Consider the following 21,066-nt stretch of genomic DNA (forward strand, 5'->3'; position numbering starts at 1 on the left):
CCATGAAACATCCATTGATTGCAGCAGCTGCAGGACTGGCGATCGCGCTTGCCTCGGGCACCGCGATGGCGGGCAAGGATCTCGATGCCATCAAGGCGCGCGGGGCGCTGATTTGCGGCGTGCCGACCGGAATCGCGGGCTTCGCCGTCGCCGACAGCCAAGGCAAGTGGGTCGGGCTCGACATCGATGTCTGCCGCGCCGTCTCGGCCGCCATCTTCGGAGACTCGGAGAAGGTCAAGTACGTGCCCCTCACCTCGCAGCAGCGCTTCACCGCGCTGCAGTCGAGCGAAGTCGACCTGCTGTCGAACAACACGACGATCACGCTGACCCGCGATACCGCGCTCGGCCTCGATTTCACGGCCATCACCTACTATGACGGCCAGGGATTCATGGTGCCCAAGAAGCTCGGGCTGAAGAGCGCCAAGGAGTTGAACGGCGCTACGGTCTGCGTCGCACCAGGGACCACGACCGAGCTCAATCTCGCGGATTATTTCCGCGCCAACAAGATGAGCTTCAAGCCGGTGGTGATCGAGAAGGTCGAGGAGATCCGCGCCGCCTTCTTCTCGGGCCGCTGCGACGTCTACACGACCGACGTCTCGAGCCTCGCCGCCACGCGCGTCGCCAACGTGCCGGCGCCGTCCACGCCCGAGGATTTCATCATCCTGCCGGAGATCATCTCCAAGGAGCCGTTGGGCCCGATGGTCCGTCATGGCGACAACCAGTTCACCGACATCGTACGATGGGCGCAGTACGCCATGCTGGAGGCGGAGGAGTACGGCATCACGTCGAAAAACGTCGACGAGATGCTGAAGAGCGAGAATCCGACGATCAAACGCATCCTCGGCGTCACCCCCGGCATGGGCAAGGCGCTCGGGGTCGAGGAAAAGTGGGTCTACAACATCATCAAGCAGGTCGGGAACTACGGCGAAAGCTTCGACAAGCACGTCGGGCCGAATTCGCCGCTCAAGATCGATCGAGGCGTGAACAAGCTGTGGACCCAGGGCGGTCTGCAATACGCTCCGCCGATCCGCTAGCTCAGGGAGTTCAGCGCATGGCAGTCGAGACACTCGGCTCCCGGTCACGGGCGAAGGTTTCGCCCTGGAACGACCCGGTCATCCGCGGCTGGGTCTTCCAGATCGTCGTCGTCGGCCTTGTCGCCGCGCTCGCCTGGTTCCTCGTCTCCAACACCGTCGAAAACCTGCAGCGCCAGAAGATCGCGTCGGGCTTCCACTATCTCGAGCGCGAGGCAGGCTTCGAGATCGGCGACACGATGATCTCCTACTCGCCGGCCAGCACCTACGCGCGCGCGATTTTCGTCGGCCTGCTCAACACGCTGAAGGTGGCCGTGCTGGGCATCATCTTGTCCACCATCCTCGGCACGCTGATCGGCGTCGGCCGGCTCTCGCCCAACTGGCTGCTGTCCAAGGTCTGCGAAGGCTATGTCGAGATGTTTCGGAACGTGCCGCTGCTGCTGTGGCTGTTCCTGATCTACAAGCTGATCAGCGAGGCCTTTCCCGGCCCCCGCCAGGCGATCAACGTCCTGAGCTCGTTCTTCCTCTCCAATCGCGGGCTCTACTTCCCGGTGCCCCTCGCCGATCCGATCCATCAATGGATGGGCATCGCGCTGTTGGTCGGCATCGTGGCGGCCTTCGTAACGAAGCGTTGGGCAAAAAAGCGTCAGGACGCTACCGGCCAGCCTTTCCCCGTCTTGTCGGCAGGCGCCGGACTGGTGCTGGGCCTGCCGCTTCTCGTCTGGCTGCTGGGCGGCGCGCCGCACCACATGAGCTGGCCCGAGCTCAAGGGCTTCAATTTCGAGGGCGGGACGGTGATCCAGCCGGAGTTCACCGCGCTGCTGGTCGGCCTCGTGCTCTACACTTCCGCCTTCGTGGCCGAGATCGTCCGCTCCGGCATCCTGGCCCTCAACAAGGGCCAGAGCGAAGCGGCGATGGCGATCGGCCTGTCGCGCACGCAGGTGATGCGGCTCGTCCTGCTGCCGCAGGCGCTGCGCATCATCGTGCCGCCGATGACCAGCCAGTATCTCAACATCACCAAGAACAGCTCGCTTGCGATCGCGATCGGCTATCCCGACCTGGTTGCGTCGGTCAACGTCACCATCAACCAGACCGGCCAGGCGATCGAGAACATCCTGATCATCATGGCTGCCTACCTGTCGGTCAGCCTGTCGATCTCGGCCTTCATGAACTGGTACAACAAGCGCATCGCGCTGCGGGAGCGCTGACATGACCGACGCCCTGCCTGTCGGCGAACGCCGGCAACTCGCCCCCCCGACCGTAGACACCGGCGCGTTCGGCTGGGCGCGCAAGAACCTGTTCTCGAGCTGGGGCAACGGCATCACCACGATCGTGCTGGCGCTGTTCTTCGGCTGGTTGCTCTCATGGTTCCTGAACTGGGCGGTGTTCACCGCGACCTTCAAGGCCGCGACCGGCGCCGAATGTCGCGGCCATGGCGCCTGCTGGGCGCTGATCTCCGAGAAGTACCGCTACATCTTCTTCGGCTCGTTTCCGTACGAGCAGCATTGGCGGCCGCTGTTCGCCGTCATCGCCATGCTGGCGATGCTGATCCTGAGCGCGGATCGGCGGATGTGGAACAAGCGACTGCTCCTGATCTGGGGCGTCGGCACCTTCGTCACTTTCCTGCTGATGTTCGGCCAGCTCCATATCTCGATCGGCCTGATTCTGTTCGTTGCGCTGGCAGCCGGCGGACTGGGCATGATCCTGCGCGGCGCCGTCGCCGCACCGGCCGAGATCAATGGCTGGCGGGCACTCGCCGGGATCGGCGCGATCGGGCTGGTGCTGCGCCTCGCCGACGTGCTGCCGGCCTGGAGCCTCGCTATCGCGCCGCTCAGCTACGTCGAGACCGGCCTGTGGGGTGGCATCCCGGTGACGCTGATCCTGGCCACCTACGGCCTGGTGTTCGCCTTCCCGTTCGGCATCCTGCTGGCACTCGGCCGGCGCTCCAACCTGCCCCTGATCAAGGGCCTGTGCGTCGGCTTCATCGAGCTGATCCGCGGCGTGCCGCTGATCAGCCTGCTGATCATGGCCTCGGTCATGCTGCCGCTGTTCCTCCCCTCGGGCATGACCATCGACAAGTTCCTTCGCGCTCAGGTGGCGGTGATCCTGTTTGCCGGCGCCTACATCGCCGAGATCATCCGCGGCGGCCTTCAGTCGCTGCCCAAGGGCCAGTTCGAGGCGGCCGACGCGATGGGCCTCAACTACTTCCAGAAGACGACGCTGATCATCCTGCCGCAGGCCCTGCGGGTGGTGATCCCACCACTGATCAACACCTTCATCGGCTTCTTCAAGGACACCTCGCTGGTGCTGATCATCGGCATCTTCGACTTCCTGAACACGGCCAACCAGGCCCTGGTCGACCCCAACTGGGCCGGGTTCCCGGGCGAGGTCTACCTGTTCGCCGCCTTCGTCTATTTTTGCTTCTGCTATTCGATGTCGCGCTACTCCAAGCATCTCGAAATCGAGCTCAACAAGGGGACCAGACGCTGATGGCCACCAATGCAGCCCACGCTCAGGAGCTCCTGAAGGCTCCCTCAGTGATCACGCTCCGGGGCGTGAACAAGTGGTACGGCCAGTTCCACGTGCTTTCCGACATCAACCTCGACGTGAAGCTGGGCGAGAAGATCGTCGTCTGCGGCCCGTCGGGATCGGGCAAGTCGACCCTGATCCGCTGCATCAACCGGCTCGAGGAGCACCAGCAGGGCGACATCATCGTCGACGGTGTGACGCTCTCTAACGACGTCAAGAACATCGAGGCCATCCGCCGCGAGGTCGGCATGGTGTTCCAGTCGTTCAACCTGTTCCCGCACCTCACCATCCTCGACAACCTCACCCTGGCGCCGATCTGGGTGAAGAAGATGCCCAAGAAGGACGCCGAGGAGGTGGCGATGGGCCTGCTGAAGCGCGTGCGCATCCCGGAGCAGGCCAGCAAGTATCCAGGCCAGCTCTCCGGCGGCCAGCAGCAGCGCGTGGCGATCGCCCGCGCGCTCTGCATGCGGCCCAAGATCATGTTGTTCGACGAGCCGACCTCCGCCCTCGACCCCGAGATGGTCAAGGAAGTGCTCGACGTCATGGTCGAGCTGGCGCGCGAGGGCATGACCATGATCTGCGTGACTCACGAGATGGGCTTCGCCCGCGCCGTGGCCGACCGCGTGATCTTCATGGACCGCGGCGAGATCGTCGAGCAGAACGAACCCGAGGAGTTCTTCGCCCATCCGAAGAACGAGCGCACCAAGCTCTTCCTCGGCCAGATCCTGCATCATTGATCTCCTGGACCGCGCGCAACCTGCGCGCTGTCCACAAGAGCAGAACATGAAACTCCTGATCACCGGCGGCGCGGGATTCATCGGCTCGGCGGTCGTGCGGCACGTGATCCGCACCACCGACTGGTCGGTCGCCAACGTCGACGTGCTGACCTACGCTGGCAACCTCGAGTCTCTGGGCGAGGCCCGCGCCAGCAACCGCCATCGCCACCACAAGGTCGACATTCGCGACCGGGCAGCGCTCGACGCGGTCTTCATCGAAACGAGGCCCGACGCCGTCCTGCACCTCGCCGCGGAAAGCCATGTCGACCGCTCGATCGACGGCGCGGCGCCCTTCATCGACACCAATGTCGGCGGCACCTACACGCTGCTCGAGGCCGCTCTCGCCTATTGGCGCACGCTCGACGCCGAGGCCCGCCAGGGCTTCCGCTTCCAGCACATCTCGACCGACGAGGTGTTCGGCTCGCTCGGTTCCACCGGCAAATTCACGGAGACCACGCCCTACGCGCCCAACTCGCCCTACTCGGCGAGCAAGGCCGCATCGGACCATCTGGTGCGCGCCTGGCATCACACCTACGGCCTGCCGGTGCTCACCACCAACTGCTCCAACAACTACGGTCCCTACCACTTCCCCGAGAAATTGATCCCGCTGGTGATCATCCGCGCGCTGCGCGGCGAGCGGCTGCCGGTCTACGGCAAGGGAGCGAACGTGCGCGACTGGCTGCATGTCGAGGACCACGCCGAGGCGCTGATCACCGTGCTGACCAGGGGCCGACCGGGCGAGAACTACAACGTCGGTGGCGACAGCGAGCGGCAGAACATCGACGTCGTCCGCACGATTTGCCGCCTGCTCGACGAGATGCTGCCCGACAGCCCGAATCGCCCGCACGAAAATCTGATCGAGTTCGTCACCGACCGGCCCGGGCACGACGCGCGCTACGCGATCGATGCGTCGAAGATCCGGCGCGAGCTCGGCTGGCAGCCGCGCCACACATTTGACAACGGCCTGCGCGACACGGTGCGGTGGTTCCTCAACCACAAGGTCTGGTGGGAACGCATCATGAGCGGCGCCTATCGTGGGGAGCGGCTCGGCCTGCCGGGCTGACGGACACGCAACCACGAGCACAGCGGCCCGTTCTCAAGGCTGTCCAACGGAGAAGCCATCCTCACCGAAAGCGCCAACGTCGGCACGCCCACCATCGTCGTTCTTGAGTAGGTCGCGAGTCAGCCGGGGACGGTCCCCTTGCAGACCCACGCTGTCGAGACGAAGGAGCGGCGGCCATCGGGACGGCCGCTGAGGTAGACGAAGCGCATCCGTTCCTCGAGCGTGGCGCGCTGTCTGGCCGTGAGGCTCATCACCATCTCGCCCAAGGGACCGTTGCCGGTCAGATAGGGCGACCAGTAGTCGTCGAAATCCTCGAAGGCGAAGCGCATGGAGATCTCGCTCTCGATGACGTCGGTCAGACCGGCGCGCTGCCAGAGAGCAGCCATCTCGCCTTCGGTGCTGAGCGGACGGATGATCGCGTGCGTGCCAATCAGGCCGAGCACCGCGGCAGCGTCCCAGATCATGCGGATGTGCGGTTGGCCCCCGTATGCATCCCAGACGCAGGCTGAAACCGTCCCGCCCGGCCGCACGACACGCCGCATTTCGTACACTGCCGCGAGCGAATCGGGCACGAACTGCAGCACGAGCTGCGACAGCGCGCGGTCGAAATGGCCGTCGGGAAACGGCAGCGACGTCGCACTGGCGACACGGAAGCTGGTACGCGGATCGGTGTTGCGGTCGCGCGCGGCGGCGAGGAACGGTTCGCCAATGTCTACCCCGACGATCTCCGCATGATCGCCGAAGCCCGAGAGCGCGAAGGTCAGGCTGCCCGTGCCGCAGCCGACGTCGAGAATCCTCTCGCCCGGCGTACGGCCTGCAAAGACGATGAAAGGCGTCGCGAGCCGCACGCTGATGCGGCCCATGATGCGATCGTAGCCGTCGGCGCCGATCGCCTTGAACGCTTCCGCCATCTACCCTGCCCTCACTTCGCCCGCCCGAGAATGCCCGCCGATTCGCCGATGCGCGTGACCTTGTCGATCGCCGCGACGGCTCGCGCCACGATCGCCGGCTCGTCTCCGGCGAGATAGCGGCCCTCGCCAACCACCAGCCGGCCGTCGACCACGCTCGCCCACACGTCCGAGGCATGGGCGCGCCAGACCAGCGCATTCACCGGATCGACTACCGGCGCAACGTGGACACCGCCGAGATCGACCGCCACGAGGTCGGCCCGCGCGCCGGGCGCCAACCGACCGACATCGTCGCGGCCGAGTGCCGCCGCGGCCTGTCCGGTCACGGCATCGACCAGCTGCGCCGCCGTCGCCACGCCCGGGTCGTTGGCCGCGAGCTTCGACACCATGCCGGCCGTGCGCAGCTCGCTGATAATGTCGGGCACGTAGCCGTCGGTCGCCACGACGGTACGCAGGCCATGGTCGTGGAAGCGCCCAAACGCCGCCGTGACGCCGCCGCGGGCGAAGGTACGTGGGCAGTTGATCACTGTCGCGCCGAAGCGCTTGACGATGTCGAGGTCGGAATCGGAAGAGAAGCAGCAGTGCGCCAGCAGGGCGTCACGCCCCAGCAGGCCGGTCCATTCGAGGAGTTCGGTCGGCGAGCGGCCGTGCAGCTGCCGGCTCTTCTCGACCTCCTCGCGGCTTTGCGCGACATGGATGGTCGCAAGGCAACCGATCTCGTCGGCCAGCCGGCGCGTGGCGCGGAGCAGGTCGGGACCGCAGGTGTCGGTGGCGTGCGGCGACAGGATCACACGGACGCGGTCGCCCGCCCCGCCGTTATGGCGCTGGTGCAGGGCGCGCCATTCCGCGAGCGAGGCCGCGTCGGCGTCGCCCGAGCCGGCGCGGTAGGTCGGCTTGCCCTCGGCATCGATGTCGAGATCGGGCGTCGAGAAGAGATAGGGTCCCGCATAGAAGCGCAAACCGGCGCGCGTGGCGGCGGCGACGAACGGATCGGTCAGCCCGGCGCGGAAGGATTCCATCAGCGTGGTCACGCCGCTCTTCATGAGCTGCATCAGGCCGAACTCGGCAATCGCCTCGCACTCCGTCGGCGACAGGTGCTGCATGGCAAGCTGCCCGAACGGCATCAGCAGCCCGTAGACGAGGTTGGTCTCGTAGAGCGCCTTCGACAGGTCCTCCGACCGGCCGCGGATCAGCGATTCGGTGAAGACATGATTGTGCAGGTTGATCAGGCCCGGCAGCACGAACAGGTTGGGCCGGTCGACCACGACGTCGACGCCGCCCGGCCGGTCGCCAGCGATCGCGGCGATCCGGTCGCCTTCGACCACGATCCAACGGTCGCCGACGATTCGCGGACCGCCGTCCTCATGAATCAGCGCCCAGCGCGCACGCACGGCAAGACGGGTCGTCAAAGGCCACCTCCCCACTCGGCATTCATGCTGGCAATATACATGCCGGCAAGGGAGCGGCGGATGGCGAGTGAATTGAGAGTTGGCATCCGCCTGCATGGCGGCCTCGATGCGCGACGGTGCGTCGAGCTTGCCGCAGCTGCCGAGCAGAACGGCTTTTCCTCGGTCTGGTTCGCGGAGAACCCGATGGAGCGCGGTGTCATGGCCGCCCTCGCGGGCTGCGCCCTGGCCACGCGCACGATCGAGCTGGGGATCGGCGTCTGGAACCCGTACCTCCGCCATCCGGCGCAGATCGCAATGGAGATCGGTGCGCTCGACGAGTTGTCGGGCGGTCGCACCTCGCTCGGCATCGGATCCGGCCTCGCCGCTCCGATCCGAAAACTCGGCATCGACAATTCGCGTCCGCTTGGAGCGTTGCGCGACACATTCGCGATCGTGCGCGGACTGCTGCGCGGCGAGAGCTTCACCCACAAGGGCTCGGTGTTCTCCGTCGAGGACGCGAAGCTCTCCTACAGGCCGCTACGCTCGGACCTTTCCCTGCTGATGGCAGCGCGCGGTGAGCAGGCATTGGCATTATGCGGCCGCATCGCCGACGGGCTGATGATCTCCAACATGTGCCCGCCCGGCTTCGCCGCTCACGCCAAGCGGGCCGCCGCGGCCACGCGCGTGGTGCAGTACGTGCCCTGTGCCGTCGGGCCTGACCGCGCGCAGGCCATCGCAACAATCAAACCGGTGCTGGCCGGCATGCTCAAGACCTTCTGGGGCCTGGCGCAGAAAGTGCCCGCCGCGCGCACCAGCCTGGTCACCTACAGCGGCATTCCCGAAGCCGATTTCGCGACCTCGGAGCCCGACGAGCGGTTCGTCGAGGCCTTCTCGGTTGCCGGCGACGCCGACGATATCCGCCGCCGCCTCTCCGACTACGAAGCGGCGGGCATCACCGACCTCGTCCTGACCTTCGTCGGCGCCGATCCGCTCGCGGACATGGCCTATCTTTTGCGAGCTTCCGGCGCATGAAACGCCTTCTCTGCGAGCAGCTCCCCGCCGAGCTGAAGGTGCCGTGCATGGTCGACAACAAGGGCGGCGGCGTACGGGCGCTCGCCATCAGCACGGCCGAGCGCGGGCCGGCGCCTTCGTGAAGGAAGAGGCCGTGAAGTGGCGCGAGGTGGTGATAAGGTCCGGCGCCAAAGCGGACTGACACTCAGGAATGAAAATGACGGAAGCGAAGATCGTCGGCGGCAGCGAGGCCGACCGCCAGAAGCTGCTGGCGCTGCATGAGGAATACCTGGTCGCCAACGGCAAGTTCGACTGGCCCGCGATCGAGCCGATCTGGAGCTCGGCGCCGCACGCCACCTTCTTCAATCTCAACGGCCATACCTACAACGGCGCTGCGCACTGGGTCCGGTTGTGGGCCTTCTACATCCAGAACGTGAAGGGCTCCTACTGGACGCCCTACGACATCGGCGGCGAGGTCGGCGGCGACATGGCCGTCATCTGGTGCCACCGCCGCTGCCAGCGCGAATGGGTCGGCACCGGCGTCCAGCCGCCGCGCGACATCCATTACCAGGGCCAGGAATTCATGAGCCGCTCGACCCTGGTCTTCCATAAGGAGGGCGACGCCTGGCGCGTCCTCCACGCACACTTCTCGGAAGGCGACATGGGCCCGCGGCCGGGCGGGATCTGACGCTGGGAGCGCGGGTCTCCAGACCCGCTCATGCTCGGAGGAGCGCGCCAATCCAGTGGCGCGCTCCGATGAAAGATCATGAGCGGCTCTGGAGAGCCGCGCTCCCAGCAGACCAATCTATCCGAGTTGCCGCATCAGCTCGGACCAGCGGTCGAGGATCGGCATGATCTTGTCCTCCTTCTCCGCCGGCAGGGTGAAGACCACGCGGTCTATGCCGACGTCCTGGCAGAGCTTCAACCGGTCGAGGCTGTCGGGCGTGCGGAAGATGCTGATCGGCAGGCTGGCCGGATCGCGGCCGGCATCCGCCGCCATCTTGCGGAACGTGTGGATCGACTCGACGCCATCGGTCTCCAGCCAGTCGTCGCGCGGGATCCAGCCGTCGCCATAGCGGAAGGCGCGCTTGGCGGCATATTCCAGCCGGCCGCCGACAATGATCGGCGGGTGAGGCTTCTGGAACGGCTTGGGCCACTGCTTCATCTTGTCGAAGTTGACGAACTCTCCGTGATATTCCGGCTCCTCGTTGGCCCAGATCGTCTTCATCGCCTCGATGCGCTCGCGCGCCAGCTTGTGGCGCGTCTTGAACACGGTGCCGTGGTTCTCGATCTCGTCCTGGTTCCAGCCATTGCCGACGCCGAACAGGAAGCGGCCATTGGAGAGCTGGTCGATGGTCGAGACTTCCTTGGCGGTGACGATCGGGTCACGCTGGATGATGAGCGCGATGCCGGTGCCGACCTTGAGCCTGGTCGTGACCGTGGCTGCCGCGTTCAGGACCAGGAACGGATCCATGATATCGTAGTACGGTCGGACCAACCCGCCGCCCGCCGGATACTGCGTTTTGCGCGAGGACGGGATGTGCGTGTGCTCCGGCACCCACAGCGATTCGAATCCCCGTTCCTCCAGCTCCTTCGCCAGCGGCGCCGGTCGCATGGAATCCGTCGTGAAAAACATCACCGCGCCGATTTTCATCGCTCGTCTCTCCCTCTCTTGCCGTCAGTGTAGGATGAACTGGCGGGCCAACGCACGCTTTGCCGCGGAGCCGGAGGACGTCTCGCGCGACCTCCTATTGCGTGCTGAATGATGCTAGGCTGCTGCGCCACCGGAATACGAGATTTGCATGGCAATGCGATACGCCCGCTGCAAGGGCGGGGCTTCATGGTCGGCGGACAATATCCCTTACGACGCCCTCGCGCGCGATCGGGTACGCGACGACACGCATCTCTTCTACACCGTGGCCTCGGCATCCTTCATCGAGATCACCTCGGATCTCTACACCTATAATCTGATCGAGTATTTCCGCCACGACAGCGAAGTCGTCGAGTGGCTGCAGAACGTCTGGCAAAAGGAGGAACTTCAGCACGGTGAAGCCCTGAGGCGCTACGTTCGGACCGCGTGGCCCGACTTCGACTGGGACGCAGCCTACCGGCACTTCCTCGCCGAATATACTCCCCTTTGCACCGTCGATCAGCTCGCCCCTACGCGGGCGCTCGAAATGGCGGCGCGCTGCGTCGTGGAGACCGGCACCGCCGGCTTCTACCGCATGTTGTCGGAGCAAAGCCGTGAGCCCGTGCTGAAGCAGCTTGCCGCGAGGATCAGTGCCGACGAGGTGCGCCACTACAAGCACTTCTACCGTTATTTTCTTCGTTATCAGGCGCACGAACGGCCAAGCCGGGCCGCGGTGCTGCGGATACTTTGGAGCCGGGCGTCGGAGATCGAGGCCGAGGATGCATTCCATGCCTTCAAGTCCGTGTTTCTCGTGCGCAACCCCGAGACCGAATTCCAGAGGAGTGACTACACGGCCTACGTCGATGGCATTTCCAGGCTCGCCAAGAACCACTTTCCGCTTGGCATGGCGGTCAAGATGCTGCTGAAACCTCTCGGCCTCAATCCCGTGCTTGGGCGCGCAATATTGCCAGCCGCCACGTCGGCGATCCGCTTCATCTTCATGCGGCACACAGGAAGTCCCACGCCGTCATCCGGAGTGGGGAACTTCGACAAACGCCGGCAGGCACCGGGGGCGTCCGCCGATGGGGAGCGACCGTCACGGCTCCTTTAAATCCCTGAGGGCGCTCAGTGGAGCGTCCGGTCGGGCCGCCACAGGAAGCTGCTCATGCCGTCGGCGGCGATGGTCTGGAAGAGCTCGTTCAGGGCGTCCTGTTCGGTCGCGAACGTGTCCTCCCAGACCGTGCAGGCACCTTCTTGATCGACAACTTCGAGCGTCCACTCGGGATCGCCTTCTGCACGCACGATAAGGACTTCCACGGTGATCCCATCCCGGGTGATCGTCCGGCTCAGCCGCGAGGTGATCAGCTTGGTCTCGTCGTCCATTCGGATGCCTCGGTCTCTCGGTTAGCGCTTCCGGGTGAAGGGAAAGAGCTGTTGCTTAACGTAGGTCGCCGGCATGTAGTCGCCGACCACGCCGTACTTGCCCGGAAAGCGCCGGTCGGACTTCACTGCCGTGCGAACAGGTAATCGATGAAGGCGAAGTGAGCGGCGTAGTTGCGGTCGATCGCCTCGCGCTCCGAGCTGTGGTGCCAGTGGTGAAAGTCGGGCGTCACGATCAGCCATTTGAGCGGGGCGCGGGCGAACACGGCCGGCACGGCGACGTTGGCGTGATTGAACACCGCCTGGAAGCCGACGACGATGATGTAGACGTTCATCGCCGCCTCGGTGAAGCCCAGCACATAGAGCACGCCCAGGATCGATACGCGCGTCGTCAGCAGCTCGAGCAGATGCAGCCGCGAGCCTGCCATCCAGTCCATGTATTCGGCACTGTGGTGGACGGCGTGGAAGCGCCACAGGAACGGGATCTCGTGATAGGCGCGATGCGTCCAGTACTGCACCAGATCGGCGACCAGCAGCACGAGGAACAGCTCGGCGAAGAACGGCAAGCCCCCGATCCATTTCTGCAGCGGCGCATAGACCAGCCAGCCGAACAGGCGGTGGATGGCGAAGTTGACGATCAGCAGCGCCAGACCGACGAGCAGGTGGTTGACGATGAAATGCGTGAAATCGACCTGCCAGTGCGGCCGGAACACCGGCTGGTCGCGATGCAGCGGGAACATCTTCTCGATCAGGATGAACACCATGCTGGAGCCCAGCAGGTCGAGGATGAACCAGTCGAGACCGATATAGGGCGTGTTGTCGGGGAAATCGCCGACCGGCACGCGATGGCCGCCCATCGCCACCGCGGCGACGATCAAGGCCAGCGCTGTGCCGTTCAGCCAGCGATTGCGCAGCCGGATCAGGTTGGCCAGGGCGAGGCCGCCCGCGATCACCATGCCGACCAGCAGGATCTCGCGCAGGACGTTGACGTCATATTTCTTCCGCAGGTTCGGCGTCGTCAGATACTCGGGGAAATGGAAGGCCAGAACCGACATCACGGCGAGGCCGCCCAAGGTCAGGGCGATCACCCCGGTGATCTTGCCCTTCCCGACCTCGAGGGCCCCGGTTTGGTGAAAGACGGCAGTCGGCTTGCGGACGATCGGCGGTGGCTTCATGGGCACGAAGTATAAACGTTCCTGGTCCTGCTGGGAGCGCGGGTCTCTAGACCCGCTCATGATTCCGAGCGGGTCTGGAGACCCGCGCTCCCAGCGCTCGCCCTAATTGAGCCGCGCCGCCTGGGCCATGACCTCGATCGCCTCGGGCTGGCGCGAGCGGACGCTGAGCGAATCGGCGCCGGAATCCTCCCATGCGCGATAGCGTTCCTTGATCCGGGCCGGTGGGCCGACGAGCGATTTGAGGTCGACCCATTCGTCGGGCACGGCGGCGATCGCCTCGTCCTTGCGCTTGGCGAGGTAGAGCTCCTGGATGCGCTTTGCGGCATCGCCGAAGCCGCGCCGCACCATGATGTCGTTGTGGAAGTTCTTGGTCTTGTGCCCCATGCCGCCGACATAGAGCGCGACCTCGGGCTTGAGCCGCTGCAGCGCCGCCTTGACGTCGTTCTCGACCTCGACATGGACCGAGGCCTGGGTGGTGAAGCTGTGGAAACCCTTGCCGTTGCCGGCGCGGCGGAAGCCCTCCTCGAGCCACGGCCGGTATTCCTCCATCGCGCCCGGCACGAATCCCATCGGCAGCCAGCCGTCGGCGATCTCGGCAGTGAGCTTGACCGTGCTCTCGCTGCCGGTCGCGAGATAGATCGGGATCTGGTTCATGTGCAGGATCGACTTCAACGGCTTGGCCAGCCCCGCGGAGCCCTCGCCCGTATAAGGCAGCGAGATCTCCTTGCCGTCATGCGTCACGGGCTCCTCGCGCGCGAAGATCTTGCGCATGATCGCCACGTAATCCTTCATCCGATAGTAGGGCCGGCCCCACGGCTGGCCGTACCAGCCTTCGACGATCTGCGGGCCCGACACGCCGATGCCGGCGATGAAGCGGCCGCCGCCCGCCATCGCATCGACCGTGGCCGCGGACATCGCGGCATTGGCCGGCGTACGTGCGGCAAGCTGCATGATGCCGGTGCCGAGCTTGATACGGCTGGTCTTGGCGGCGAGGAAGGCGAGTGGCGTGACGGCATCCGAGCCGTAGGCCTCGGCAGTCCAGACCGAGTCATAGCCGAGCTCCTCGGCGCGCTGCACCAGTGCCACCGGTACGTCGAGCTGCGCCCTGGAGTAGCCGATCGAGAGGCCGAGCTTCATGAGGTTTCCCCTATTTGGTTCGGTCACTATAGCATTGCGGCGGGTTTATGGGCGGGAACCACTGGCGGACTTCCGGGTTGTATCCGCACGCGACCACGGAATTCAGCTGCAGGAGTTCACCATGAGAAAGATTCTGTTCACCACCGCCGCGGTGGCCCTCGCCGCTCTCACCGCCGGCTGCGGCTACAGCGAGCGCACGCAGTATGCCTATGCTCGTCCGGGCGCGACGTATTACGGCGACCGTGCTCCGGCCAGCACCTACTATGTCTCCCCGTCCTCGGGCTACGCTTATCCGTCGAACGCCTACCCCAGCACGACGGGCTATTACTATTCGCAGGGCGACTACTACCGGAACTACCGGGGCATTCACTCGCCGCCCGAGCGCAACATGTAGGTGCGCACGACGGCGGCGATTTGATCGATCGACTCGAGGCTCACGTGCGGCCCGATGGGCAGGCTGAGCACCGTATCGGCAAGTGCCTCCGCGAGCGGGAACGCCCCTTTCGTGTAGCCCAGATCGGCGTAAGCCTGCTGCAGATGCGGCGGGATCGGATAGTGAATGAGCGATCCGATCCCGGCCTTGTTGAGCGTTTCCATCAGCTCCAAGCGGTGTCTGGTGCGCACGATGTAGAGATGCCACACCGGCTCCGCCCATTGCGGAACACGGGGAAGGCCCAGGCCGGGAATCCCCGCCAGCCGCTCGCCATAGCGCGCCGCCAGCACCCGCCGGCGCTCGTTCCATTCGTCGAGCTTCCTCAGCCTCACCCGAAGGAAGGCAGCGTGCAACTCATCGAGCCTTGAATTGTAGCCGCGCTCGATGTTCACATACTTCACCTTGCTGCCGTAGTTACGCATGGCGCGAAGCCGGTCTGCCACCGCCGCGTCGTCGGTCGTCACCGCGCCGCCATCGCCGAAGGAACCGATGTTCTTGGTCGGGAAGAAGCTATGCGCCCCAACATGGCCGAGTGATCCGGTCCGGCGTCCGCGCACTTTCGCACCCTGCGCCTGGGCGACATCCTCAACCACCTTGAGCCCGTGCTTTTCCGCCAGCGCCATGATGGCGTCCATGTCGGCGGGTTCGCCATAGAGATGGACGGGCATGATCGCACGCGTGCGCGGCGTGATGGCGGCCGCGATCCGGTCGGGATCGATGTTCGTGCCGGTCGACGTAGGCTCGACCGGCACCACCGTCGCGCCGACTGCCGATACCGCCAGCCAGGTCGCGATATAGGTGTTCGAGGGCACGATAACCTCGTCGCCGGGGCCGAGATTCCAGGCCCGCAAGGTGAGTTCCAGCGCTTCCAGGCCATTGCCGAGGCCGACGCAATGGCGCGTGCCGCAGAAGGCGGCGTACTCCTGCTCGAAGGCTTCGACCTCCTCGCCCAGCACGAACCAGCCCGATTCCATCACCCGGGCGTAGGCTGCGTCCAGTTCCGGTTTCAGCTCGGTGTAGACCGACTTCATGTCGAGAAACGGAATCATCGGTGCATACCCACTTCGCGGCGGAAGATTTCATAGTCGCGCAGGTAGTCGGCCTCCTCGTAGAGCGTCGAGGCGAGCACCACGATAACCGTGCCGGGCGCGAAGTCGGTCAGCTCGTGCCACACCCAGGGCGCGACATAGAGGGCCTTGGTCGGATCATCGAGGGTGACGGTTTCCTTGACCGTGCCGTCGTCGAGATGAGTGCGGCAGCTCCCGCAGACGGCGATCAGGACGAGCTGGGTCTGGCGATGGCCGTGACGGCCGCGCCATTGACCGGGCGCAACATGGTGCAGGTAGAAGAGACGCCTGGGCTCGAAATCGAGGCCCTTGCCGGGCTGGAGGAAATTGACGCTGCCGCGCGGGTCAGCGGCGCCGGGGGCATCGATCCAATGGCAGTTGCGGGATTTCAACGCAGGTAAGGTCATGAATTCGCCGGCGTTTGAAGTTTGCGTGCCTGCATGTACACCACTCCGCTCAGGGCCACCAAGCCGCCGACGATCTGGTAGGCGTTGGGGACGAAGCCGTACACCATGGACCACAATACGGCGAAAAACGGCACGAGGTTCGTCCACAGCGCCGCGATGGCCACGCCCAGGCGCGACGCGCCGACATTCCAGCTGTAGCTGGCAACCCCGCTGGCCAGGACCGCGAAGCCGAGAAGCTGTGTCCAGATCCAGCCGTCGGCAACGCCGAACGGCGACCGCGAGAGCCCGGACGATATCAGCAGGACGCTCCATAGCAGAAGCCAGCCGGTCGACGACAGCGAGGCTACATAGGCGCGCTGGAGCTGGCTCGCGTGCCTGAACCAGACCTGCGCCTTGATGCTGTAGAGCGTCCACAGGATCGTGCTTGCCAGCACGATGAGCTCGCCGCCGCCGAAGACGAAGGAGGCGCCACCGGACAGACCGCTGGCCGACAGGATCGCGCCTCCCAGCAAGGTCAGGCCAAGCGCCAGGCCAAAACCCCGGTCGAAGGGCGCACCCGTCACCCAGCGGACAGTCGCGGCCGAAACCAGCGGGCTCGCGACCTGGATCGTTGCGGCCGTGATCGGATTGCTGAACCAGATGCCGATGGCATAGAAGGCGAAGAAGCTCGACATCATCAGTCCGAGCAGCAGGAAGCGTCCCCAGTCAAGCTCGAGCCGCAGCATGCGGCGTCCTTCCAGCACCACAACCAGAAGCGCGAGCGTGGCGGTAGCTGTCGCCGTGCGTATCGCGGCCATGGGCATGAGGTCGAAATGGCCCAGCATCACTTTCGTGACGGGCAGGTTGGCGCCCCAGCTCGCGCCGACGAACAGCATGGCGCCGAAGGCGCCCAGCAGATCGCGGCGCTCGCGGGTCATCCTCGGGTCAGGCGCATCTGGCGCAGCTGATGGAGGGCGATGCCGCCCATCACGATCGCGCCGCCCAGGAGTTGCAGCCAGCTCGGTTCCGCGCCCATCAGCGCCGCGAGCCCGATGGCGAAGACCGGTGCCGAATTCGAGAACAGCGAGGCAACGGCCACGCCGACCAGTGACACGCCGGTGTTCCAGAGCAGGATAGCCGCCGCCACGCCGAGCACGCCGATCCAGAGCATCATGCCGACCTCCGCCCCCGTCGGCGGCCGGTCCGGCCACTGGATGCCGACCGTCGCCCACACTACGGCGCAGGCCGCGGCCAGCAGCACGCTCGCCATGCTCGTGGTCAATGCCGACAGCATGATCTGGCCACGATCGGCGAGCCATTGCTGGGCGCGGATCGAATACCAGTTCCAGCACAGCTGGGCGGCGATCAGCAGGATCTCTCCCCCGCGCAGGCCGAGGCCGCCCGCCGGACGGCCGGGGGTGCCGAGCACGACGACCACGCCCCCGCCCACGACCAGCGCGAGGGTGGAGAGAAATCCGGACGGCATGATCGAGCCAAGCATGATCCGCGACAGGATTGTGGCCGTGATCGGCCCGCACATCAGCACGATCGCCGCCGTGGCGGGATGCGAGTGCGCGACCCCGAAGGTGTAGAGGACCGAGAAAACGGTCATCGCGGCGCCAAGCTTCAGCAGCCGACCGGCGCGCAACGGCGCCGGCGTCAGGACGGGCCGCGTGCTGAACATCACCGCGATCCACAGCACAGGCATGCCGAGCACATAGCGCAACCACGACAGCAGCCAAGGGTCGTAGTGCTGTGTCAGCGCCGAGAGCACCGGAATCATCGAACCCCAGATCAGTGCGGCGAAAAGCAGGACAATGGTGGCGCGGCGAAGCGCTTTGCGCTCCCCAGCCGCGTCTACAGGAGAGATCATGAGCCCAATTCAGTAAGAGCGTCCGCGTCGCTTTCCCCCACCCAGCCTCCCCCGTCTGACGGGGGAGGTGCCCGAAGGGCGGAGGGGGAAGGCCGCAGTGGAATTGTACGCATGTTGCAGATCATGATCTGCAATCAAAGCGAGCGGCCGCCGGCATTCATCATTCTACTTGGCTCTACTTACGCCTGGCGGCCTCGTAACCGACGCGGCAATCCTTGTAGACATCCGGCTTCTCGGTCGACACGCGCGCCTCGATCACGCCGGGCTGGGCGAGGCAGAGGTCGAGGATCGCGTCGACCAGCGTCTCCTGCAAGTTGAAGTGCCGGCTGCCCGCAAGCGCCATGATGCCGTCATGCACGACATCGTAATTCAGGACGTTGCCGATCCGGTCGCCATGCGCCTTGTCGGCTGGCGCAAGACCCAGGTCGACGTTCACGACGACGGTCTGCGGCCCTTCCTTCTCGAAGTCATGAATGCCGATCGAGACCCTGAGGCGAAAGTCGCGGAAGAAAATCCGGCGTTCCATGTCATTTGTTCTTTTCTTTGAAGAAGGCAACGTCGCGCGGCCGGCCCGTCAGGTGTTCGCCGCTGTCGACGATCAGCGTGTCGCCGCTGACGCTGGGCGTCGCCACAATGTAACGCAGCGCCCGCACCAGGTCGTCGGTCGTGACGCCGACGGCCAGCGGGTTGGCGACATGCTGCTCGGCAAACCGCGCCGGCGTCTGGTGCAGGCCCTGCAGGGTCAGCCCTGGCGCAATACCCATCACCCGCAAGCGCGGCGCCAGGGCCTGAGCCAGCATATGGGTGAGGCCATGCAGGCCCATCTTGGAGAGGGTGTAGGTCAGGAAATCAGGGTTGAGGTTGAAGAGCTTCTGGTCGACCAGGTTGACGATCAACCCGACCTCGTCTTCCGGCAACTGGCGCGCCAACGCCTGGGCAATCAGCAACGGCGCCCGCAGGTTGATCGCCATGTGCCTGTCGAAGGCGGCGGCCGTCGCCGTCGGTGCACGGTCGAGCTCAAAGATCGAGGCATTGTTCACGGCGCAAACGAGCTTCACGCCCGGCGCCTGGCAGCGCCCGACGAGCGCCTCGGCCTGTTTGGCGGAAGCGAGATCGGCCTTCACCGCCTTTGCCTTGCCGCGGGCCGCCTTGATCGCCGCAACCGTCTCGAGCGCGCCCGTCGATGAGCGATTGTAATGGACGAAGACGAAGTATCCATCCTCCGCCAGCGCGATGGCAAAGGCCCGGCCGATCCGCACGCCGGCACCGGTGACCAGCGCACCCTTCATATTGCTCGCTCCTGCATCGCAGTTTAGTACCATGCGCCCATGGATTCGTCCCCGTTCGAAACTGTCGACTGCGTGGTGATTGGCGCCGGCGTGGTTGGCCTCGCCGTCGCACGTGCGCTTGCCCTTGCCGGCCGTGAGGTCATCGTCGTCGAGGCCGCCGAAGGCATCGGCACCGAGACCAGCTCGCGCAATTCCGAGGTCATTCACGCCGGCATCTACTATCCCAAGGGTAGCCTGATGGCCGAGACCTGCGTCGCCGGCCGGCGCCTGCTCTATGCCTATTGCGCCGAGCATGGGGTGCCGCATCTCAACTGCGGCAAGCTGATCGTCGCCACCAACCAGCAGGAAAGCGAGCTGCTGGCCTCGATCAAGGGCCGCGCCGAAGCCAACGGGGTCGAAGGCATGCGATTCCTGAGTGGCGCCGAGGCGATGGCGATGGAACCCAACCTGCAATGCACCGCGGCGCTGCTATCACCGGCCACCGGCATCGTCGACAGCCACAGCTACATGCTGGCGCTGCAGGGCGATGCCGAGAGCAATGGCACGATGCTCGCTTTCCACAGCCCGGTGGCGAAGGGCCGCGCAACGGAGCAAGGCATCGAGCTGGAGATCGGCGGAACGGAGCCGATGAGACTTCGTTGTCGTCTGGTGATCAATTCCGCCGGCCTGCACGCCCCGATCCTCGCGCAAAAAATCGAGGGCATGCCATCCGATCGCATCCCGACCGCGTATTACGCCAAAGGAAACTATTTCACCTTGGCCGGACGCTCGCCCTTTTCGCGCCTGATCTATCCCGTCCCGGTGCCGGGCGGGCTCGGCGTGCACATCACCGTCGATCTCGGCGGCCAGGCGAAGTTCGGCCCGGACGTCGAATGGATTCCGGGCATCGACTACACGGTGGATCCGCACCGCGCCGACAAGTTCTATGCCGCCGTGCGCAAATATTGGCCGGCTCTGAAGGACGGCGCGCTGCAGCCGGGTTATGCCGGCATCCGGCCCAAGATCGTGCCGCCCGGCGCGCCGGCGCAGGATTTCACCATCCAGGGATCGGCCGAGCACGGCGTGCCCGGACTTATCAATCTCTTCGGCATCGAATCACCCGGCCTAACCGCCTCACTGGCGCTGGCAGAGAAGGTGCGCGCACTTTCCGGCAATACATGACGGTGGCGCGCCGCGGCCTCCTCGCGAGCCTCGCGGCGCTGCTCGGCGGCTGCTCTCCGGCGCGTCTTCTCAATTCGACCGTGTCACGCGAGGGCTACATCCGCCACGCCGACATCGCCTATGGGCCGCTGCCGCGCCAGAAGCTCGACCTCTATCAGCCGGTAACGCCGCGCGCCGATGGCAAGGCGGTGATCTTCTTCTACGGCGGCTCATGGGACAGCGGCGCCAAGGGCGACTACCTATTCGTCGCCCAGGCGCTGGCCTCGCGCGGCATCACCACGATCGTCCCCGACTATCGTCTCTATCCGGAAGTGCGCTTCCCGGTCTTCCTCGAGGACGCCGCGCAGGCGACGCGGTGGACGGGCGATCGCGTCGGCCCGTCGAAGCTCTTCGTCATGGGCCACTCGGCCGGCGCTCATATTGCCCTGATGCTGGCGTCCAACACACCTTATCTCGCGCGAGCCGGCATCGACCGCCTGAACCTCGCGGGCGCGATCGGCATCGCCGGCCCCTATGATTTCCTGCCGCTCAAGTCGGCCAAGCTGATCGACATCTTCGGCGGCGCCGACCGGCCCGAGATCGAGGCCATCACCTTCACCCGGGCCCCGCTGCCGCCGGCGTTGCTGCTGCACGGCACGGCCGACACCACTGTCTATCCACGCAACAGCAAGAACCTCGCCGCCGCCTGGCGACGAGCCGGCGCGCCGGTCGAGCTGAAGCTCTATCCCGACGTCGGGCACATCGATGTGGTCGCGGCCTTTTCCGACCTCCTTCACAAAAGAGCCACGACCCGCGAGGATGTTCTCGCCTACATCGACGCATCCTGAAG

The 21,066-nt window shown here is 65.4% G+C and carries 24 protein-coding genes; 12 read left to right on the forward strand and 12 right to left on the reverse strand.

Features of this window, described 5'->3' with window-relative positions; genetic code table 11:
• Positions 1-2 precede the first annotated feature (2 nt).
• The 5 genes from ACQY8M_RS34535 to rfbB are packed head-to-tail and all read left to right on the forward strand — an operon-like array spanning position 3 to position 5,399.
• Positions 3-1,034, forward strand: coding sequence for an amino acid ABC transporter substrate-binding protein (locus tag ACQY8M_RS34535; RefSeq protein WP_428666115.1), 1,032 nt, complete (start codon positions 3-5; stop codon positions 1,032-1,034).
• 17 nt (positions 1,035-1,051) lie between these two features.
• Positions 1,052-2,239 (forward strand): amino acid ABC transporter permease, encoded by a 1,188-nt coding sequence (locus ACQY8M_RS34540; protein WP_428666119.1) that lies wholly within the window; start codon positions 1,052-1,054, stop codon positions 2,237-2,239.
• A gap of 1 nt (position 2,240) precedes the next feature.
• Positions 2,241-3,521 carry an amino acid ABC transporter permease gene (locus ACQY8M_RS34545; protein ID WP_428666122.1) on the forward strand — a complete coding sequence of 427 codons (1,281 nt, stop codon included), beginning with the start codon at positions 2,241-2,243 and terminating at the stop codon, positions 3,519-3,521.
• Positions 3,521-4,297, forward strand: coding sequence for an amino acid ABC transporter ATP-binding protein (locus ACQY8M_RS34550; RefSeq protein ID WP_428666125.1), 777 nt, complete (start codon positions 3,521-3,523; stop codon positions 4,295-4,297). Before ACQY8M_RS34545 ends, ACQY8M_RS34550 begins: the two co-directional genes overlap by 1 nt.
• Before the next feature lie 46 nt (positions 4,298-4,343).
• Positions 4,344-5,399: a dTDP-glucose 4,6-dehydratase gene (gene rfbB, locus ACQY8M_RS34555; protein ID WP_428666127.1), complete on the forward strand. Its 1,056-nt coding sequence runs from the start codon at positions 4,344-4,346 to the stop codon at positions 5,397-5,399.
• A gap of 119 nt (positions 5,400-5,518) precedes the next feature.
• On the opposite strand, the gene ACQY8M_RS34560 is transcribed toward rfbB, so the two are convergent.
• Entirely contained in the window at positions 5,519-6,310 is a 792-nt protein-coding gene (locus ACQY8M_RS34560; RefSeq protein ID WP_428666130.1) for a class I SAM-dependent methyltransferase, read from the reverse strand.
• A gap of 11 nt (positions 6,311-6,321) precedes the next feature.
• On the reverse strand, positions 6,322-7,716 hold the full coding sequence (locus ACQY8M_RS34565) for an amidohydrolase family protein (protein WP_428666133.1): 1,395 nt from the start codon (positions 7,714-7,716) through the stop codon (positions 6,322-6,324).
• Positions 7,717-7,776: 60 nt separating this feature from the next.
• Here ACQY8M_RS34565 and ACQY8M_RS34570 point away from each other — a divergent pair, with 60 nt between their 5' ends.
• From ACQY8M_RS34570 to ACQY8M_RS34580, 3 genes are all read left to right on the forward strand, one after another.
• Positions 7,777-8,727, forward strand: a complete 951-nt coding sequence (locus ACQY8M_RS34570; RefSeq protein ID WP_428666135.1) for an LLM class flavin-dependent oxidoreductase — start codon at positions 7,777-7,779, stop codon at positions 8,725-8,727.
• Positions 8,724-8,849, forward strand: a complete 126-nt coding sequence (locus tag ACQY8M_RS34575) for a hypothetical protein (RefSeq protein WP_428666138.1) — start codon at positions 8,724-8,726, stop codon at positions 8,847-8,849. The genes ACQY8M_RS34570 and ACQY8M_RS34575 overlap by 4 nt, the downstream gene beginning before the upstream one ends.
• Positions 8,850-8,923: 74 nt before the next feature.
• Positions 8,924-9,394, forward strand: a complete 471-nt coding sequence (locus tag ACQY8M_RS34580) for a YybH family protein (protein WP_428666141.1) — start codon at positions 8,924-8,926, stop codon at positions 9,392-9,394.
• Positions 9,395-9,511: 117 nt separating this feature from the next.
• Here the strand turns inward: ACQY8M_RS34580 and ACQY8M_RS34585 are convergent, their stop codons facing one another.
• Positions 9,512-10,360: an LLM class F420-dependent oxidoreductase gene (locus ACQY8M_RS34585; RefSeq protein ID WP_428666143.1), complete on the reverse strand. Its 849-nt coding sequence runs from the start codon at positions 10,358-10,360 to the stop codon at positions 9,512-9,514.
• Between the two features lie 148 nt (positions 10,361-10,508).
• On the opposite strand from ACQY8M_RS34585, the gene ACQY8M_RS34590 reads away from it, so the two are divergent.
• Positions 10,509-11,447 (forward strand): ferritin-like domain-containing protein, encoded by a 939-nt coding sequence (locus ACQY8M_RS34590; RefSeq protein WP_428666146.1) that lies wholly within the window; start codon positions 10,509-10,511, stop codon positions 11,445-11,447.
• Positions 11,448-11,461: 14 nt separating this feature from the next.
• On the opposite strand, the gene ACQY8M_RS34595 is transcribed toward ACQY8M_RS34590, so the two are convergent.
• The 3 genes from ACQY8M_RS34595 to ACQY8M_RS34605 all read right to left on the reverse strand — a co-directional run bounded on the left by ACQY8M_RS34595 (position 11,462) and on the right by ACQY8M_RS34605 (position 14,028).
• Positions 11,462-11,719: a hypothetical protein gene (locus tag ACQY8M_RS34595; protein WP_428666149.1), complete on the reverse strand. Its 258-nt coding sequence runs from the start codon at positions 11,717-11,719 to the stop codon at positions 11,462-11,464.
• Between the two features lie 122 nt (positions 11,720-11,841).
• On the reverse strand, positions 11,842-12,891 hold the full coding sequence (locus ACQY8M_RS34600) for a sterol desaturase family protein (RefSeq protein WP_428675576.1): 1,050 nt from the start codon (positions 12,889-12,891) through the stop codon (positions 11,842-11,844).
• Positions 12,892-12,993: 102 nt separating this feature from the next.
• The gene (locus ACQY8M_RS34605; RefSeq protein ID WP_428666152.1) at positions 12,994-14,028 is read right to left on the reverse strand and encodes an LLM class F420-dependent oxidoreductase; all 1,035 of its coding nucleotides are present in this window, start codon (positions 14,026-14,028) and stop codon (positions 12,994-12,996) included.
• A 121-nt stretch (positions 14,029-14,149) separates the two neighbouring features.
• Between ACQY8M_RS34605 and ACQY8M_RS34610 the strand changes: the two genes are divergently transcribed.
• A complete protein-coding gene (locus ACQY8M_RS34610) occupies positions 14,150-14,422 on the forward strand; it encodes a hypothetical protein (protein ID WP_428666155.1) in 273 nt (90 codons plus the stop codon).
• Here the strand turns inward: ACQY8M_RS34610 and ACQY8M_RS34615 are convergent.
• The 6 genes from ACQY8M_RS34615 to ACQY8M_RS34640 all read right to left on the reverse strand — a co-directional run bounded on the left by ACQY8M_RS34615 (position 14,395) and on the right by ACQY8M_RS34640 (position 19,076).
• A complete protein-coding gene (locus ACQY8M_RS34615; RefSeq protein ID WP_428666158.1) occupies positions 14,395-15,510 on the reverse strand; it encodes a DegT/DnrJ/EryC1/StrS family aminotransferase in 1,116 nt (371 codons plus the stop codon). The two genes, ACQY8M_RS34610 and ACQY8M_RS34615, sit on opposite strands and share 28 nt — an antisense overlap.
• Entirely contained in the window at positions 15,507-15,935 is a 429-nt protein-coding gene (locus ACQY8M_RS34620) for a sugar 3,4-ketoisomerase (protein ID WP_428666161.1), read from the reverse strand. The genes ACQY8M_RS34615 and ACQY8M_RS34620 overlap by 4 nt, the downstream gene beginning before the upstream one ends.
• Positions 15,932-16,810: a DMT family transporter gene (locus tag ACQY8M_RS34625; protein WP_428666164.1), complete on the reverse strand. Its 879-nt coding sequence runs from the start codon at positions 16,808-16,810 to the stop codon at positions 15,932-15,934. The genes ACQY8M_RS34620 and ACQY8M_RS34625 overlap by 4 nt, the downstream gene beginning before the upstream one ends.
• Positions 16,811-16,848: 38 nt before the next feature.
• Complete coding sequence (locus ACQY8M_RS34630) at positions 16,849-17,787, reverse strand: DMT family transporter (RefSeq protein ID WP_428666167.1); 939 nt, start codon at positions 17,785-17,787, stop codon at positions 16,849-16,851.
• A gap of 175 nt (positions 17,788-17,962) precedes the next feature.
• Entirely contained in the window at positions 17,963-18,313 is a 351-nt protein-coding gene (locus tag ACQY8M_RS34635) for a dihydroneopterin aldolase (RefSeq protein ID WP_428666170.1), read from the reverse strand.
• A gap of 1 nt (position 18,314) precedes the next feature.
• Entirely contained in the window at positions 18,315-19,076 is a 762-nt protein-coding gene (locus ACQY8M_RS34640; protein WP_428666172.1) for an SDR family oxidoreductase, read from the reverse strand.
• Between the two features lie 39 nt (positions 19,077-19,115).
• On the opposite strand from ACQY8M_RS34640, the gene ACQY8M_RS34645 reads away from it, so the two are divergent.
• Entirely contained in the window at positions 19,116-20,237 is a 1,122-nt protein-coding gene (locus ACQY8M_RS34645) for an NAD(P)/FAD-dependent oxidoreductase (protein WP_428666175.1), read from the forward strand.
• Positions 20,234-21,064: an alpha/beta hydrolase gene (locus ACQY8M_RS34650; protein WP_428666178.1), complete on the forward strand. Its 831-nt coding sequence runs from the start codon at positions 20,234-20,236 to the stop codon at positions 21,062-21,064. The genes ACQY8M_RS34645 and ACQY8M_RS34650 overlap by 4 nt, the downstream gene beginning before the upstream one ends.
• Positions 21,065-21,066: the final 2 nt, after the last annotated feature.

This window comes from Reyranella sp. (assembly GCF_965279465.1).
Taxonomy (GTDB): Bacteria; Pseudomonadota; Alphaproteobacteria; order Reyranellales; family Reyranellaceae; genus Reyranella.